This is a genomic window from Marinobacter litoralis, assembly GCF_016427555.1.
GTDB classification, from domain to species: Bacteria; Pseudomonadota; Gammaproteobacteria; order Pseudomonadales; family Oleiphilaceae; genus Marinobacter; species Marinobacter litoralis_A.
In genome coordinates, this window is sequence record NZ_JAELVS010000002.1 from 164,663 (window position 1) to 180,672 (window position 16,010).

The 16,010-nt window shown below is 54.7% G+C and carries 10 protein-coding genes and 4 tRNA genes; 8 read left to right on the top strand and 6 right to left on the bottom strand.

Annotated elements, in window-relative coordinates; translation table 11 throughout:
* Nucleotides 1-4 precede the first annotated feature (4 nt).
* Entirely contained in the window at nucleotides 5-1,810 is a 1,806-nt protein-coding gene (locus JAO79_RS08360) for a glycerophosphodiester phosphodiesterase family protein (protein ID WP_199006809.1), read from the bottom strand.
* 1 nt (nucleotide 1,811) lies between these two features.
* Nucleotides 1,812-3,668 carry an LTA synthase family protein gene (locus JAO79_RS08365; RefSeq protein ID WP_199006810.1) on the bottom strand — a complete coding sequence of 619 codons (1,857 nt, stop codon included), beginning with the start codon at nucleotides 3,666-3,668 and terminating at the stop codon, nucleotides 1,812-1,814.
* 150 nt (nucleotides 3,669-3,818) lie between these two features.
* Between JAO79_RS08365 and JAO79_RS08370 the strand changes: the two genes are divergently transcribed.
* A complete protein-coding gene (locus JAO79_RS08370; protein ID WP_199006811.1) occupies nucleotides 3,819-4,754 on the top strand; it encodes a hypothetical protein in 936 nt (311 codons plus the stop codon).
* On the opposite strand, the gene JAO79_RS08375 is transcribed toward JAO79_RS08370, so the two are convergent.
* From JAO79_RS08375 to JAO79_RS08385, 3 genes are read right to left on the bottom strand one after another with little or no spacing between them, the layout of a single operon-like run.
* Entirely contained in the window at nucleotides 4,688-7,339 is a 2,652-nt protein-coding gene (locus JAO79_RS08375; protein ID WP_227664475.1) for a mechanosensitive ion channel domain-containing protein, read from the bottom strand. The two genes, JAO79_RS08370 and JAO79_RS08375, sit on opposite strands and share 67 nt — an antisense overlap.
* A 55-nt stretch (nucleotides 7,340-7,394) precedes the next feature.
* Nucleotides 7,395-8,129: a UDP-2,3-diacylglucosamine diphosphatase gene (lpxH, locus tag JAO79_RS08380; protein ID WP_199006813.1), complete on the bottom strand. Its 735-nt coding sequence runs from the start codon at nucleotides 8,127-8,129 to the stop codon at nucleotides 7,395-7,397.
* Nucleotides 8,126-8,626, bottom strand: coding sequence for a peptidylprolyl isomerase (locus tag JAO79_RS08385; RefSeq protein ID WP_199006814.1), 501 nt, complete (start codon nucleotides 8,624-8,626; stop codon nucleotides 8,126-8,128). The genes lpxH and JAO79_RS08385 overlap by 4 nt, the downstream gene beginning before the upstream one ends.
* A gap of 160 nt (nucleotides 8,627-8,786) precedes the next feature.
* On the opposite strand from JAO79_RS08385, the gene JAO79_RS08390 reads away from it, so the two are divergent.
* The 3 genes from JAO79_RS08390 to JAO79_RS08400 all read left to right on the top strand — a co-directional run bounded on the left by JAO79_RS08390 (nucleotide 8,787) and on the right by JAO79_RS08400 (nucleotide 14,173).
* Nucleotides 8,787-10,466 (top strand): glutamine--tRNA ligase/YqeY domain fusion protein, encoded by a 1,680-nt coding sequence (locus tag JAO79_RS08390; RefSeq protein ID WP_199006815.1) that lies wholly within the window; start codon nucleotides 8,787-8,789, stop codon nucleotides 10,464-10,466.
* Nucleotides 10,466-11,851: a cysteine--tRNA ligase gene (cysS, locus tag JAO79_RS08395; RefSeq protein WP_199006816.1), complete on the top strand. Its 1,386-nt coding sequence runs from the start codon at nucleotides 10,466-10,468 to the stop codon at nucleotides 11,849-11,851. The genes JAO79_RS08390 and cysS overlap by 1 nt, the downstream gene beginning before the upstream one ends.
* A gap of 150 nt (nucleotides 11,852-12,001) precedes the next feature.
* Nucleotides 12,002-14,173: a malate synthase G gene (locus JAO79_RS08400; RefSeq protein WP_199006817.1), complete on the top strand. Its 2,172-nt coding sequence runs from the start codon at nucleotides 12,002-12,004 to the stop codon at nucleotides 14,171-14,173.
* Between the two features lie 98 nt (nucleotides 14,174-14,271).
* Here JAO79_RS08400 and folD read toward each other — a convergent pair whose 3' ends face one another.
* A complete protein-coding gene (gene folD, locus JAO79_RS08405) occupies nucleotides 14,272-15,129 on the bottom strand; it encodes a bifunctional methylenetetrahydrofolate dehydrogenase/methenyltetrahydrofolate cyclohydrolase FolD (protein ID WP_199006818.1) in 858 nt (285 codons plus the stop codon).
* Nucleotides 15,130-15,365: 236 nt separating this feature from the next.
* On the opposite strand from folD, the gene JAO79_RS08410 reads away from it, so the two are divergent.
* The 4 genes from JAO79_RS08410 (at nucleotide 15,366) to JAO79_RS08425 (ending at nucleotide 15,862) form a co-directional block, all read left to right on the top strand.
* Nucleotides 15,366-15,442 (top strand) — tRNA-Pro (locus JAO79_RS08410).
* Nucleotides 15,443-15,475: 33 nt separating this feature from the next.
* Nucleotides 15,476-15,552: transfer RNA gene (locus JAO79_RS08415), tRNA-Arg, on the top strand.
* 92 nt (nucleotides 15,553-15,644) lie between these two features.
* Nucleotides 15,645-15,720: transfer RNA gene (locus JAO79_RS08420), tRNA-His, on the top strand.
* Between the two features lie 57 nt (nucleotides 15,721-15,777).
* Nucleotides 15,778-15,862 (top strand) — tRNA-Leu (locus JAO79_RS08425).
* The last annotated feature ends 148 nt before the right edge of the window (nucleotides 15,863-16,010 follow it).

Sequence of the window (16,010 nt, forward strand, 5' to 3'; positions counted from 1 at the left end):
AGCGTCACCGCAACCAGTTGCGTAGCCGGTTCGCCAGCCGCTCGGCATCGTCCATCTTTGATCTTCTTTCCATAAGTTGAGAAAGCACGTTCGGGCGGTCGGTAATAATGTTGTCTACGCCCATGTCGATAAAGCGTGCCATTTCTTTTGGCGAATTAACGGTCCACACGAACAGCTCGTTTCCCGCTTCGTGCGCCCGGGCCACCATGGCAGGGCTGGCCCGGTTGGCGCGTATACCCAGAATGTCATAGCGGTCCTGCCATAAAGGGCCGACCACGAACTGGGCTAGCAGTGCAGTTCTGAGATTGGGCTCCAGCGTTTTCGCCCGCTCAAGAACAGGCCAGTCGGCGGCCGCGATCACCGTGCCTTCAACAGCATCATTCTCTTGCAACACCTTTACGACCGCATTGACTAAGGCGTCTTCATTTCGGTTCGGTTTAAGATCAACCAAGAGGTTTGCCTTGCCTCGGGTTGCTTCAATAGCATCGGCCAGAGTGGCGATTCGTTCGTCCGCAAAGGTTTCATCAAACCAGGATCCGGCATCCAGCGTGCGCAGTTGCTTGAACGGAAGGTCGTTTATTCGTTCGGGTAAACCAAAGATGCGTTGCATATCGGTGTCGTGCCAAAGCACCGGCACACCATCGGCAGTCAGCTGCACGTCAATCTCGATATAATCCGAGCCATCATTAATTGCTTGCTGAATGGCGCTGACGGTATTTTCCGGGGCAAGAGAGGCGTTGCCCCGGTGCGCGGTAATCCCGACCTCGTTGCTTTGGTTGAGCGAGCTGATGATCGGATAACTTTGCACCAATACCACAGCCACCACTACTGCTTCCAAAACCCAGGCTCGGCGTATCAGGGTGGCAGCGTGTTTTGGGGCCGAGGGTGCCGACCTTTTGAATGAAGAGTCTGAACGCTCCTCGTAGTAGGCCATTACCAGAGTGCCGAAAGCGGAGGTGGCCAGAAAGGTGACGGCCAGCCCAATTAACACATAGCTCCCTACGAGCGTGATAACGGCGGGGAACAGATAGACTTTGTTGTCTGGCAGAATCTGGAATATGCCAGTTGCAAGCGCATTGAAGATCAGCGTGATGAATGGCGGTATAGCAACCGTAAGGGCTGCACCCAATGCCAGCGTTGTTGCGGCATCTCTCGAGCGCTTTCGGGTGAGGTGGTAACTGGAACGCAGAGCAGCCACAGGCTTGGCGCCGGTAAGCATGAGCCGGGGGATGGCCAGGCTCCAACGTACAATCAAGGTACCGTTGGAGGCAACAAGTCCCGCCACCATGGCAAGACAGAAAGCGCCATACCACCAGAGTACCGGTGGGCGCTCAAGATTGAGGAGATATGGGTCGTAGTGATGAAGTAAAAGTTTCGAGGCGCCGATAATGGCTGCGAGAAACGGCAACGCTGTCAGAAAATGGGCGAGGGTCAGTAGTAAGGCCAGGGTTGTCAGGCCAGTAATTCGACGTACCACACCGAACAAAGCACGGGCGATACTTTTCATGGGGTGCTGGTCATTCTGGGCAACGAGCAGCGTGATCCCTGCCTGCTGGTAAACGATAATGGCGACCGTAACAAACATCGTGAAACCTGCCCAGGTAATCCCGCCCGTCGAAGTTAAAAACCGGATCAAGCCCGCCGTGGTAATAGCGGCTTCGCCGGTGAGTGGGCGAATGGCTGCCAAAGCGGCCGCCACCAGCGAGGGCAGTAGCGCAACCGATACCCCGGTGATGGTCAGGTGCAAGGCAAGAAGTGGGCGGCTGTGCTGGCGTAAGAGTGCCAGGGTTCGAGAGGTAAGCTTGAGCATGTCAGTTGTCGATGGTGGTCAACCGGTTTGCGTTTTCTACCAGTGCCAGCCGTTCTTCTAACGTAAGAAAGGGGTCTTCGTCGGTTTCGGCTAAGGTTCCAAAAATTCGTTTCGGGTCGAATGACCAGGTCTGGCAGCGGGTCATTAATTCTGTGCAGGCCAATAACTTTCCTTCATTCCGCAAGAAGTATTTCATGCCGGTATACGTATCTGCCAACAGAAGGTCGCGAGTTGGGTTGGAGTTCATGGCCAGCAAGCTGGTACCGATCATTCCCCCCGCCGTTGATCCATGGCCGCTGGCATCCAGGATGGAAATGGCGATGTCCAGCTGTGAAATTAGCGCATCTTCCGGGGCGTAGTATGACAGGCTGTCGTGCGCCGCCGGCTTCACCGCTAACATACCAACGTTGCTGTTAAGCGGAAGAGTTTCGTGGTCTTCGCGAATAAATCCGCCGGCTTCGTCGGACGTGACGATCACCAGGGTGTTTTCTAAAATGCCCTCCTGCTCAAGCTGTCGTAAAAAGCTGTCGAGGGTTTCGGCCATCACTTTCATGGCGTTGATGCGCGCGGCTTGCGGGGAAGGGATTGGCAGAATGGTTTCGTTATCGTCCTCGGTTTTTTCCGAGGCGAGCCGTTTCTCTGTCTTTTCGCCGATGTTGAAAGGGTGGTGTGTGCCTACGTTCAGCGTAGTTACAAACCAGGGCTGGTGCTGGCGGTTCAGCGAACGCAGTCTGGCGGCAATATCGTCGAAGAAAACCGGGTCGGGTGGCCCCCAACCCTCGGCTTCGTTCGGGCCGGCAAACACGTCAGCGCCTGTAACGTCCATGTAGCCGGCCTGAGGCATAAACTCGTCTTTGTTCATATATTCGATTGGCGCGGCCTGCCAATAGGCCGTGTGATAGCCTTTAGCTTTCAGCTTTTCAGGGAGGCAATCCGGGGCCGCGTGTTGGCCGGCCACCAAACGCACTTTTTCCGAAGCTCTTCTTAAGTCCGGGTAACGGCCGCAGGTAAGCGTAAAGGTTCCTCGGTCTGTCTGCCGTTCCATGCTAAGAACATTCTTGTAAATGCGGAAGCCGAAATCGTTGAACGTCTGCTCCAGATTGGGCAACGCGACCACGGGTGAAAGTTCGTGAAAGCGGCTAACCGACGGCAGGTAGCCGCCGGACATGCCCTCGATCATGATCACGAGGACGTTGGGCGGTGGTGAGATATTACGGCCACTGACTTGCTGGTGGAAAAAATGGGTCCGGTTTTCCAGGCTGGAGCTGACCTCTACCTCGTTGTTGCCAATCGCAGTACCAACCGGATTGATCAGTGCGCCCGGAATTTGGGCCAAAGTGCTGACCACCAGGTTGTTCGCCGGGGTAGTCAAGCTTGGAAATGACAGGGAGTAAATGACCAGCGTCGCCGCTGCAGCGCCGGTAAACGGCAGGGCTTTAGGCCTGGAAAGGGGGACCCAGCGCCGGTGTAAATGGTGTAAGAGCCACGCCAACGCGAGATAAACGGGTAGGGTGATCAAATACACATTCAGCAGGCTCCCTGCGATGAATGTGCTGTCCATGCCTTTGCCGGCAAACGCCAATTGAAACAGCGTGCCATGGGCAGTCAGATGCATGCCGGCAACGTAAAGGGCACAGCCCAGCGCTGTAATAACCAATCCGCGCAATACGCCCCGGCTCCCCTGCAGAATAAGTGTCAGCAGAACTGCGCCGGCAATGTCGCCCCCGAGCATGCCCGGCATACTGGGAATTACGCCACTTTGTAAAACCAACAAGCCCCTAACCAACAAAAGCCAGCCTAAGGACAGCAGGAACGTGCGTGTGAGGGCATGGCCGGTTAGTTGATGGAGTTTGATCATACGTAATGTCTGTTTTGAGTGGTCAAAGGTACAGTATGGGCAGCCGTTCGAATGCTTCAACCGTTCCGGACTAAGGGATATCCGCTCGTTGTTCGTTATGCTGGTTTGTATAGGGCTGTTTTTAAAAGATAATTTCTGTCAGGAGCTTGCGTGTCCAAACAAGGTGTCCATATCGTAATCGATCGAAAAGTGCGTTCGTTGTTTTGGGTGGTGGCTGCTGCGGTAGCCATGCTTGTGCTGGCAGCTTCGGCAGCCGCTGCGACGGTAGACCAGCGGCGGCAGTTAGGGTTAAGCCCCGAAGAACTGGCGTGGGTGGGGGAGCGGATATTTAAAAACGAATGCGCGGGGCGGCGTGAATGCCTGGTGCATTGGAATAAGGGCGAAGCCTTTCCCTCGCTGGGTATTGGGCATTTTATCTGGTATCCCGACGGCGTGAGCGGCCGGTTTACCGAGAGCTTTCCCGCATTGCTTGCCTTTATGCAACAGGAAGGCACGGATATTCCCGCTTGGGTCGCTGATGCCAAAGGCGCACCCTGGCCCGACAGACGCACGTTTTACGAAGCGGCCGCGCAATCTGATCGTGTTCAGGCTCTTCGAGCCTTCCTTTACGACACCCGCGGCCTGCAGGTTCGGTTTATTCAGCAGCGAGCGCGGGTTTCTCTGGAAAAGGTGGTAACCGCTGCGCCGGATGAACAAAAACAGGCCGTTCGCAAAAAGCTGGCGGGCCTTATGCAGACCCCGGGAGGCGTTTACGCGGTGATGGATTACGTGAACTTCAAAGGTGAGGGGGTATCGAAAACCGAACGGTATCAGGGGCAAGGTTGGGGCTTGCTGCAGGTTTTGCTCAAGATGCCGGAAGCGCCCGCGCGGCCATTGGCGGCATTTCGTGAGGCTGCCGCGGAGGTTTTAACGCAACGCGCCCGCAATGCCGCTAACCCCATTGAACGGGAACGCTGGCTGCCGGGTTGGCTCAAGCGCTTGCGAACATACAACGAACCGGTCGAAGATCGCGATTCGGTTCACGAGGGGGCATCTTGCGAGGGCGGCTCGGATTGTGTTCCCGGTGAGGTTTCCGACAGCGAGTGAATGCGGATGTCCCTTTGCGGGAAGGGAATCGTCACGCCTGCGTCGGTCAGTGTGCGCGTAATGGCCGAATACAGTTCGTGGTAGAGCGGCATCATATCGGGCAGGTCTTTGACAAACACCCACACCTCAAAATCGATGCTGCTGTCACCAAGCCCGACACAGAAGACAGCCGGGGCCGGGTCTTCCATCACTCGATCGTTGTTCAGGGCAACGTCGGAAAGCAGTTTTTGCACCTCGTCCACGTCGGAGCCGTAGGCAACGCCCACAAAAATTTTGAGTCGAATGGTGGCATCAGACAAGGTCCAGTTGGTCAGGTCTTGTGTTACAAAGGTTTTATTGGGAACGATTTGCTCTTTACGATCCCAGTCGACCAGCGTGGTGGCGCGAATACGGATGCGCGAAACTTTCCCGGTAATTCCGCCAATGGTTACGGTATCACCCACTCGAATCGGGCGTTCAAACAGCAGAATGATCCCGGATACAAAGTTAGCCACGATTTCTTGCAGACCAAACCCGAGCCCAACCCCGAGTGCCGCGATTAACCACTGCAGCTTCGACCACTGTATGCCGATGACACCCAGGCAGACGATGACACCCAAAAACACCAGGATATAAGTGGTGATGGTGGTGATGGCGTAGCCAGCGCCGGGCTGAAGGTCCAGCCGGCTAAGCAGCGTCACTTCCAGAGTGCCGGGAAGGTTTTTGACCGCCATGACGGTTCCTGCGCCAACAAGGAGGGATAAAAGCGCATCGGCAAGCGTGATTGGCAAGGGGTCGCCGCCTTCCAGATCGGTGGCGATGGTCCACAAGGTAATATCATCGAACAACTGCAGCGCAGGAATCACGTCGGTCCAGAGAAGAAGCAGGCCGGTTATGGCTACGGCGGAAACCAGAATGCGCAGTAAGGACGAGCTTTGCTCACTGATGTCTTTCAGGTTCATTTCCGGCATTTCCGGGGTGATAAGCGTACTTTCGCCGGAGGTGTCGGACGTTTCTCGGGCTTCTGCCTGTTTACGTTCAGCCTCTCGCTGTTCGATCAACCGTTTGAGCGTAAGCCGCCGCTCACGCACGGAGAGTGCGCGCAGGCCGGTAAAGTAGAGCAAGGCCGAAAAGGCCAGCCAGCAAATGGAAATAAACAGATTGCGTTCAAGCTGCAGCGCCGTGTAGTGGTAGCCAATGGTTGATGCGACAGCTAGCAAGATAGGGGCAGCGACGGCGACCCAGTGCAAAATAATAAAAAGGCGGTGGCGAGGTTGTTCGTCCCGAACGGCTGACATGATTCGCTGAGCGAAGATAGCAAGCGCGACGGAAACGATGATGAACAGCAAGCGACCGAGGCTGTCATCGAATTTCGCTCCGTCCGGGGTTGCGCTGATGGCCGTCATGACGATGGTTACGGGTATGACGAAAGCCATTAAGAGCAGCAGTTCACGCCGGATAGCGCGCAATGAGCCGGGATTCCAGTGGAAATGTTTTTCACCCAGGCCATCCTTCGTGGCGACATTGCGAATCAGGGCAAGCAAAAACATGATGAATGCCGCTGCCGTAAACCCTTTCGAAAGCGCTGCAAAAAATGCATTGCCTTCCATGAGAAGCAGGGCAGCTAATGCAAATGCCAGTACACCGGGTAAGGCCAGCAAAATGCTATTTATCAGCGCTTGCACGGTAAAGGCCGTGCGGTCCATGCCCACATGGCCGACGTATTGTTGATTGGCGTGCAGGTTGGCTTTGATTTTCTTGCGCTTGGTTAGTAATACCAGTAAGAACGAAACAACCAACGCAATTCGCCCGCCACGCTCTTTGACCGATTGAGAAACAGAATCTCTGAGATCGTTAAATTGTAGCTGCGATACCAGCCACTGAATCGACTCGACAAGCTGTGCGCTGGTGTCGGTGGATATGATCTTCGCACTGGGCAGCCAGAATAAACGCTGTTTCAGCAGTGTTTGGTAGCGTTTTACCTGATCCTGCAGAGCGGTCACCGTGTTGAAGTACTCGTTGAGCACGTTGATGTGCTCGGTGACGGCTTTGTGCAATTCCCGTAACAGCTTGGAGCGAAGGCTGCGCAGTTGGCTTCGGGCGTCTTCGCCCGGGGCTGTGATGGCTTCAAACTCTTCCAGCCGAAGTTGTTCTTCCCGCGCTGTGGCCAGTTTGTCTTCAATGCCTTTTATAAAATCGCTGGCAACGCTTTGTTCCTGAAGCCTTTCGAGCCGTTGTTTCAGCAGCTCTGCATAATCGGCAGTCAGGTTCAGGCCGGCGTTTTCCAGTCGCAGTTCAAAACTTTGGTACTCACCTTCTAACCGGGACAGGATTGATTCGGCGTAATCCAGGCGTTCCCGGCTTTCGGTCAGAGCAGCGCGCCGTTGATTGAGCGATTTTCGCAGCGTCTGAATTTGTTCACGGATGTCCGCATTAACGGAATCCGGAAGTTCGGTTTGGGGTGGAGTGTTCAGGCTTTGCTGTAGCTCGGGCTGGACGGCGGGCAGGGCTTCTTCCGGCGCTGGGGTATCTTGTTCGGGTGAGGTCTGCGCGGATGCGGTCCCGATGGCAAGGCAGAACATGAGTAGCCCGATTAACCGCTTCATTGAGAGGGGCCGGTATAACGTGGGCTTTCTCATAGTTCTGCTCACAGGGAGGGGGTTACACGCTATCCAATGGCGTCTTCTTGAGCTCGAGTGATTTGCCCGGCTCGGCCACCAGCCACCAAACGTTTTCGTCCCAATCGCCCAGTACGATGCGGCGGGCAGGGTGATTATTGGCCTCGAGTTCGTGAATCGCCGGGCGATGTGTGTGGCCGTGAATCATCAGTTGAACCTGGTGGCGTTCAAACTCGTTCACTACTTCGTCAAGGTTCACGTCCATGATGGCCTCAGCCTTACCTTGATTCTTCGCCATGGAAATTTCCCGAAGTTGCCGTGCCATCAGTTGTCGGTCTTTCAATGGCCGTGCCAAGAGCATTTCCACGGTTTTCGGGTTGCGCATGTTGGCGCGGAATTTCTGGTATTCCACGTCGTCAATGCACAGGCTGTCACCGTGCATCAGCAGAGTGGGAGTGCCGTACAGGTCGATCACGGTCGGGTCATCCAACAGGGTTGCCCCTGCTCTTGCGCAGAAGTCCTCGCCAATCAAAAAATCCCGGTTTCCGTGCATCAGGTAGATGGCTGTGCCCGAGTCGCGAACCTCCCGCAGCGCGGCTGCGATCTGTTCTTGCAGTGGGGTGCGTTCGTCGTCGCCAATCCAGGCTTCAAAGAAATCGCCCAGAATATAAAGGCGTTCAACGCCCATGGCTTCTTTTTTCAGGAAGCCAAGAAAAGCGCCCGTGATGTCCGGGCGCGATTCCTCAAGGTGTAAATCCGAGATGAACAGTGTGCTCACGCGGCCTCCACGACCTCAGCCTTGATAATCACAATGTCTTCAGCGGGCACGTCTTGATGGCCCGAACGCATGGTGGTGCGAGTCGCGCGGATCTTGTTCACGGTGTCCATGCCTTCAGCAACCTTGCCAAATACACAGTAGCCCCAGCCTTCGGCATTCTTGCCAGTGTGGTCCAGGAAGCCGTTGTTCTCAACGTTGATGAAGAACTGGGCAGTTGCTGAGTGCGGGTCCATGGTACGGGCCATAGCCACGGTGCCGACCATGTTGCTCAGGCCGTTGTCTGCTTCGTTCTTGATAGGGTCACGGGTTTGGCGAGGTTTCATGCCGGGCTCGAAGCCGCCGCCCTGAACCATGAAGTTGCTGATTACCCGGTGAAAAATCAGGCCGTCGTAAAAACCGTCACGAACGTACTGCTCGAAGTTTTTTGCGGTTTCCGGGGCGTTTTCGTAATCGAGTTCCAGTTTGATATCACCGAGATTGGTTTGCAGCAGAATCATCAGGGCTTCCTGTCATTGGGTGTATAAAGGTTTGAAGTAACCATTGTACTGAAGAGTTTCGTCCTGTGCATGAGTACTGCAAGGAATTGTGAGTATAATAGGCGGTTTAACGGAGCCTCTGAATAGCTCCGACAATTCATTCCCTGTTGACAGAGATTGTATGAGCGCCGAGTCGAAGAAAGCCCACAACTTTATTCAGAGCCTGATCGAAGATGCCGTCGCCAAGGGCGAGCATACGGGCAAAGTCGTTACCCGGTTTCCGCCTGAGCCCAATGGCTATCTGCATGTTGGTCATGCCAAATCTATCTGCCTGAACTTCGGCATTGCTGAGACGTTTGAAGGCGAATGCAACCTCCGCTTCGATGACACCAACCCGGAGAAAGAAAGTCTTGAATACATCAATGCGATCAAGCGTGATGTGGAATGGCTTGGCTTCGAGTGGGCGGATGAGGTGCGTTACGCCTCGGATTACTTCGATCAACTCTACGCGTTTGCGGAAGAGCTGATTGAAAAGGGGAAAGCCTACGTCTGTGCACTTACGGCCGACGAAATGGCCGAGTACCGTGGTTCTCTGAAAGAGCCGGGTAAGAACAGCCCGTATCGCGACCGTCCGGCTGAAGAAAGCCTGCAGCTGTTTCGTGATATGCGCGATGGCAAGTTCCAGAACGGTGAATTGGTGTTGCGCGCCAAAATCGATATGGCGTCACCGAACATCAATATGCGCGACCCGATTTTGTACCGCATTCGTTACGCGGATCATCACCAGACCGGCGACAAGTGGTGCATCTACCCGATGTATGACTTCACGCACCCGATTTCGGATGCTCTTGAGGGTATTACGCATTCCCTGTGTACCCTTGAATTTGAAGATCACCGCCCGCTCTATGACTGGGTTCTGGATAACATCAGCGTTCCCTGCCATCCGCGGCAGATTGAGTTTGCGCGGCTGAACCTGAACTACACGGTGACCAGTAAGCGCAAGCTGAAGCGGCTGGTTGACGATAACGTGGTTGATGGCTGGGACGACCCGCGTATGCCGACCATTTCTGGTATGCGTCGTCGTGGTTTTACGCCGGAATCCATTCGTACCTTCTGCGATATGATCGGTGTGAACAAGGCAGGTGGAACCGTTGACGTGGGCATGCTTGAGCATGCGATCCGTGAAGATCTGAACACCCGCGCACCGCGTGCCATGTGCGTAATGCGACCGCTCAAGGTCACGCTGACCAACTACCCGGAAGGTCAGACTGAAACTTTGAGCTTGCCGGTTCACCCGCAAAACCCGGATATGGGGCAGCGTGAAGTCACCTGGAGCCAGGTGTTGTACATCGACCGTGAAGACTTCGCCCAGGAGCCTCCGCGCAAGTGGAAGCGTTTGGCCCCGGACCAGGCGGTTCGTCTGCGCGGTGGTTACGTCATGACCTGCAAAGAAGTGATTCGCGATGATAGTGGTGAAATTGTCGAGCTCAAGTGCGAATACGATCCGAAGACGTTGGGTGTGAACCCTGAAGGCTACAAGCCGAACGGTGTTATTCACTGGGTTTCGGCGTCGGATAGCGTTGAAGTGCGGATTAACCAATACGACCGTTTGTTCAATCATGAGGCACCCGACAGCGACAAAGAAGGTGACATGATGGATCACATCAACCCGGCTTCTCTGGTGGTGCTTGAAGGTGCAAGGGTCGAGAAGAGTTTGGCGACACCGCGTAGCGACCTGCCATACCAGTTTGAACGGGAAGGCTACTTTTTCTGCGATCAGGAACTGACCGAAAGCACCGGCAAGCCAGTGTTCAACCGCACCGTGACCTTGCGGGATTCCTGGGGCAAGGGGGGTAAATAATGCGTATCTACAACACGCTCACGCAACAAAAGGAAGAGTTCAAGCCCATCGAGCCGGGAAAAGTGCGCATGTATGTGTGCGGCATGACCGTTTACGACTATTGCCATCTGGGGCATGGTCGGGTGTTGGTGGCGTTTGATGTAATCAGTCGATACCTGCGGCACCGCGGGTATGATGTGCACTACGTTCGTAACGTGACCGACATCGACGACAAGATTCTGCGTCGTGCCGATGAAAACGGTGAAGTGTATACCGATCTCACCGAACGCATGATTGATGCGATGCACGAAGACGAGGCCCGTTTGGGCGTTCAGTCCCCGAACGAAGAGCCGCGAGCTACCGCCTTTATCAGCGAGATTATCTCGATGATTGAAACGCTGATCGAAGGTGGCCACGCTTACGCAGCTGACAATGGCGATGTGTATTTTTCTGTGGAGTCGTTCCCGGATTACGGCAAGCTCAGCAAGAAAAAACTTGAGGATCTGGTGGCGGGAGCGCGAGTCGGTGTTCAGGAAGCCAAGCGCAGCCCGGCGGACTTTGCGTTGTGGAAAGCTGCGAAAGAAGGTGAGGTGAGTTGGCCTTCGCCCTGGGGCGACGGCCGCCCTGGCTGGCACATTGAGTGTTCTGCCATGTCCACCAAGTGTTTGGGTGATACCTTTGATATTCATGGCGGCGGGCCTGATCTGTTGTTCCCGCACCATGAAAACGAAATCGCCCAATCCGAATGCGCCACGGGCCACAAGTTCGTGCATACCTGGATGCACGCCGGAGCTATCCGGGTCAATAAAGAAAAGATGTCCAAGTCGTTGGGCAACTTCTTCACCATTCGCGAGATTCTGGAAACCTATCCGGCAGAAGTGGTCCGCTATTTTCTGGTGTCCAGCCATTATCGTAGTCAGGTGGATTACTCGGCAGACAGTTTGGCTGAGGCGAGCCGGACGTTGACCAAGCTCTATCACGCGCTGCGTGGTGTTAAGCCTGCGGCAAGCGAGGATGTGCCGGAAACCGAACATGACCGTCGGTTCGCGGAAGTGATGGATGATGATTTCAACACCGCCGGTGCCATTGCGGTGTTGCATGCGGTGGCGAACGACATCAATCAGCAACGCCGGGAGGGCGATGACGAGAACGCAGCGCGCAGTGCTGCTGTTCTGGTGCGTCTGGGCGGTGTGCTTGGATTGCTGCAGCAGGATCCGGAAGCTTTCTTTCAGGCCGATACCGGCAGTGAACTGAGTGCGGCCGATATCGAGGCCATGATTGAGGCCCGTGCCGCTGCTCGCAAAGCCAAGGATTTTGCTGAAAGTGACCGTATTCGGGATGAGCTACTCGAAAAGGGTATCGTTCTGGACGACAGTCGCGAAGGGACTACTTGGCGTCGGGCCTGACGTCCGGAGGCTCGACAAAAGCCGCATTGTTATTTTCGGGAATGACCTTGTAGGGAATTTCACGTACAATGCGGCGCTCGAATAATCATGCCCCTGATGGCTTTGCGCAATCAGGGAGTCGGGAAACACAACCCATTGAGGCAGGTAACGATGACAGAACGCGTTCAAGTTGGCGGCATTCAGGTCGCAAAGAATCTGTATGACTTCGTAAACAACGAAGCCATTCCGGGCACCGGTATTGATGCCGACAAATTCTGGGCCGAGTTCGACAAAATTGTGAACGAGCTGGCGCCGCGCAACCGTGAGTTGCTCGCCAAGCGTGATGCCATTCAGGAAAAGCTGGACACCTGGAACCGTGACCACAAAGGTCAGAAGCTGGATATGGCTGAGTACAAGTCATTCCTGAAAGAAATCGGTTACCTGGTGGACGAGCCGGAAGAGTTCAAGATCTCGACCTCGAACGTTGATCCGGAAATTGCCACCATGGCTGGCCCGCAGCTGGTTGTGCCGGTGATGAACGCACGTTTCGCGCTGAACGCAGCTAACGCACGCTGGGGTAGCTTGTACGATGCCCTCTACGGCACCGATGCATTGTCAGAAGAAGACGGCGCTGAGAAGGGTCGTGGTTACAACCCGGTGCGTGGTGCCAAGGTAATCGAGTGGGCCCGCAACCTGCTGGACAGTTCTGCACCTTTGGCAGCTGGCAGCCACAAAGATGCGGCCAAGTACTATGTCGATGGCGGCAAGCTGGCGGTTAAGCTGCAAAATGGTGACGTAACTGGCCTGAAAGACGAGTCCGGTTTTGTGGGTTACACCGGAGCAGCCGATGAGCCTACCGGCCTGCTGCTGGTCAAGAACGGCATGCACTTTGAAATCCAGATCGATGCCACTCATCCGATCGGAAAAGACGACGGCGCTAACGTGAAAGATGTTCTGATGGAGTCAGCGTTGACCACCATCATGGACTGTGAAGATTCTGTTGCCGCGGTCGATGCAGAAGACAAGGTCATCGCCTACAAGAACTGGTTGGGGCTGATGAAGGGCGATCTGGAAGAGTCGTTCGAGAAAGGTGGCAAGCAGGTGACTCGCCGCATGAACCCGGATCGTGCCTACACTGCGGCAGATGGCAGCGACTTGACCCTGAAGGGTCGCAGCATGATGTTTGTACGTAACGTTGGCCACCTGATGACTAACCCGGCCATTCTGCTGAATGACGGCAGCGAAGTGCCTGAAGGTCTGATGGACGGTTTTGTCACTTCGTTGATCGCCATTCACGATCTGAAGGGCACTGGCAAGTTCCAGAACAGCACCAAGGGTTCTGTTTACATTGTTAAGCCGAAGATGCACGGTCCTGAAGAAGTTGCGTTCACCAACGAATTCTTTGGTCGCGTAGAAGATGCTCTTGGCCTGCCTCGCTTCACTCTGAAAGTGGGTATTATGGACGAAGAGCGTCGCACCACTGTGAACCTGAAGGCCTGTATCCACGCTGCCAAAGAGCGCACCGTGTTCATCAATACCGGTTTCCTTGACCGTACCGGTGATGAAATGCATACCTCTATGGAGTTGGGTCCCTTCATCCGTAAAGGTCAGATGAAGCAGGCCGCGTGGATCAACGCCTACGAGCAGTGGAACGTGGATATCGGTCTGGAAGCGGGTCTGTCTGGTGTTGCCCAGATTGGTAAAGGTATGTGGGCTATGCCGGATTTGATGGCTGGCATGCTGGAGCAGAAGATTGGTCATCCGAAATCTGGTGCAAACACCGCTTGGGTACCGTCTCCGACTGCTGCCACCTTGCACGCCACGCATTACCATCAGGTGAATGTGTTTGATGTTCAGAAAGAGCTGGCCAGCCGTCAGCGCGCAGCGCTTGAAGACATCCTGACCGTACCGGTTATGGAAGATCCGTCTTCGCTGACCGCGGAAGAGATTCAGCAAGAACTGGACAACAACGCGCAGGGTATCCTCGGTTACGTTGTTCGCTGGATTGACAGCGGTGTTGGTTGCTCCAAGGTACCGGACATCAATGATGTTGGCTTGATGGAAGACCGCGCAACTCTGCGTATTTCCTCTCAGTTGCTGACTAACTGGTTGTACCACGGTATCTGCACGGAAGAGCAGATTCTGGAAACCATGAAGCGTATGGCTGCTGTGGTTGATCGTCAGAACGCCAACGATCCGAGCTACCGCAACATGGCGCCTGGTTTCGACGGCATTGCCTTCCAGGCTGCGATGGATCTGGTGCTGAAGGGTCGTGAGCAGCCGAATGGCTACACCGAGCCGCTTCTGCATGCTTACCGTCTGAAGGCGAAAGCCAGCCAGTAATTAGGCTGCAGATACAAAAAAACCCCGCTTAAGCGGGGTTTTTTTGTGGGCTGCCGATTGGCGGCAGCGAGATTTGCTCTGATGTTTCGGCGGCGGTGTTAATCCGCGTGCAATACGTCAGCGGCGTAGAGTGTGTTCTCAAGCAGCTTGGCGATGGTCATCGGGCCTACGCCACCCGGAACGGGGGTTATGTAAGCGGCGCGTTCTGAGGCCGCCTCAAAGTCTACGTCGCCGCACAAAGAGCCGTTTTCCATTCGATTGATGCCAACATCAATAACTGTGGCGCCCGGCTTAACCCATTCACCTTTAATGATGCCCGGTTTGCCTACCGCCGCGATCAGGATGTCGGCTTCGCTGACAAACTTTTCCAGATTGTCTGTAAATCGGTGGCAAACGGTCGCCGTTGCTCCTTTGAGCAGGAGTTCCATGCTCATCGGCCGCCCCACAATGTTGGATGCGCCTACAATGACCGCGTGCTGGCCTTTGTAGGGGGTGTCGATGGAGTCGAGCAGGGTGATGACACCTGCCGGCGTACATGGGCGCAGAGTGGGTTTGCGCTGCATCAGACGGCCGATGTTGAAAGGGTGAAACCCGTCAACATCTTTGTCGGGGCGAATTTTTACCAGGATTGGGTCTGCGTCCAGGTGGGAGGGCAGGGGAAGTTGGACAAGAATGCCATCGATTGCCGGGTTCTCGTTCAGTTCGTCAACCAGCGCTTCGAGTGCGCCTTGTGAGGTGTCTTCTGGCAGGTCATAAGATAAAGACATGATGCCTGCCTGTTCGCACGCTTTGCGCTTGTTGCCCACATATACCTGTGAAGCGGGGTCGCTGCCGACCAGAATGACCGCCAAACCGGGGGCTCTGAGTCCCTTCTGTTTGCGGGCTTCGACGCCGACAGCAACTTGCTGTCGAACCTGTGCGGCAATTTCTTTTCCTTTAATCAGTGTGGCGCTCATGTTTCCGTCTTGTAGGTTGGGCATGAATAATGGTCTAATAACGAAGGTGAGGCATTGTCTCATGGTTCAGCATTCTCGCCAATGTAAGTGAAGGGCGTAAATGCATCTCTCGGGAGAACTGTGAGAAGGCGTTTTCATAATTATCTGAATGAATTTCAAATTCTTTGTTGACGGATGCGAAACTCGAAGGTAATATGCGCGCCAACTTTGCTGAAGCACTTGTTGTTCAGTCTTATCGGGGTATAGCGCAGTCTGGTAGCGCGCCTGCTTTGGGAGCAGGATGTCGGGAGTTCGAATCTCTCTACCCCGACCATTTTTCTGAATATTCAGGTGGGCGAAAGGTCAAGCGCCCGTAGCTCAGCTGGATAGAGCATCCGCCTTCTAAGCGGATGGTCGCAGGTTCGAGTCCTGCCGGGCGCGCCATTAGGCTCTAAGTTCGGTCTGCACCGGGCTCGTCAAACCAGCAAAGTTGAAGCTAGACAGATCAAAGTGCCATCGGGCACTTTTTTAATGTGGTGGACGTAGCTCAGTTGGTAGAGCTCAGGATTGTGACTCCTGCGGTCGAGGGTTCGAACCCCTTCGTCCACCCCACTTTTCTCTGTTTGGTTGTTTCCGGTTTTCTGAGGTCTTCAGATCCTAATCGGGCATGCGAGAGTGGCGGAATTGGTAGACGCACTGGATTTAGGTTCCAGCGGGGCGACCCGTGAGAGTTCAAGTCTCTCCTCTCGCACCATCCTTCTTTGTTTTCCTGTTTTTATCCTCATATTTTACGTTTTCACGCTGTGATCATGCTCTTAAACCGTTATTCCGTTTGGTGCAGTGATTCTCTCGGCGGGGTAAACCGTGATAAACTACCGGCTTTTAATTTTGCGTCCCGCTAA

Coding starts and splice junctions, on each gene's coding strand:
- JAO79_RS08360 (WP_199006809.1), bottom strand. CDS start 1,810: ATGCTCAAGCTTACCTCTCGAACCCTGGCACTCTTACGCCAGCACAGC.
- JAO79_RS08365 (WP_199006810.1), bottom strand. CDS start 3,668: ATGATCAAACTCCATCAACTAACCGGCCATGCCCTCACACGCACGTTC.
- JAO79_RS08375 (WP_227664475.1), bottom strand. CDS start 7,339: ATGAAGCGGTTAATCGGGCTACTCATGTTCTGCCTTGCCATCGGGACC.
- JAO79_RS08385 (WP_199006814.1), bottom strand. CDS start 8,626: ATGATTCTGCTGCAAACCAATCTCGGTGATATCAAACTGGAACTCGAT.
- JAO79_RS08390 (WP_199006815.1), top strand. CDS start 8,787: ATGAGCGCCGAGTCGAAGAAAGCCCACAACTTTATTCAGAGCCTGATC.
- cysS (WP_199006816.1), top strand. CDS start 10,466: ATGCGTATCTACAACACGCTCACGCAACAAAAGGAAGAGTTCAAGCCC.
- JAO79_RS08400 (WP_199006817.1), top strand. CDS start 12,002: ATGACAGAACGCGTTCAAGTTGGCGGCATTCAGGTCGCAAAGAATCTG.
- folD (WP_199006818.1), bottom strand. CDS start 15,129: ATGAGCGCCACACTGATTAAAGGAAAAGAAATTGCCGCACAGGTTCGA.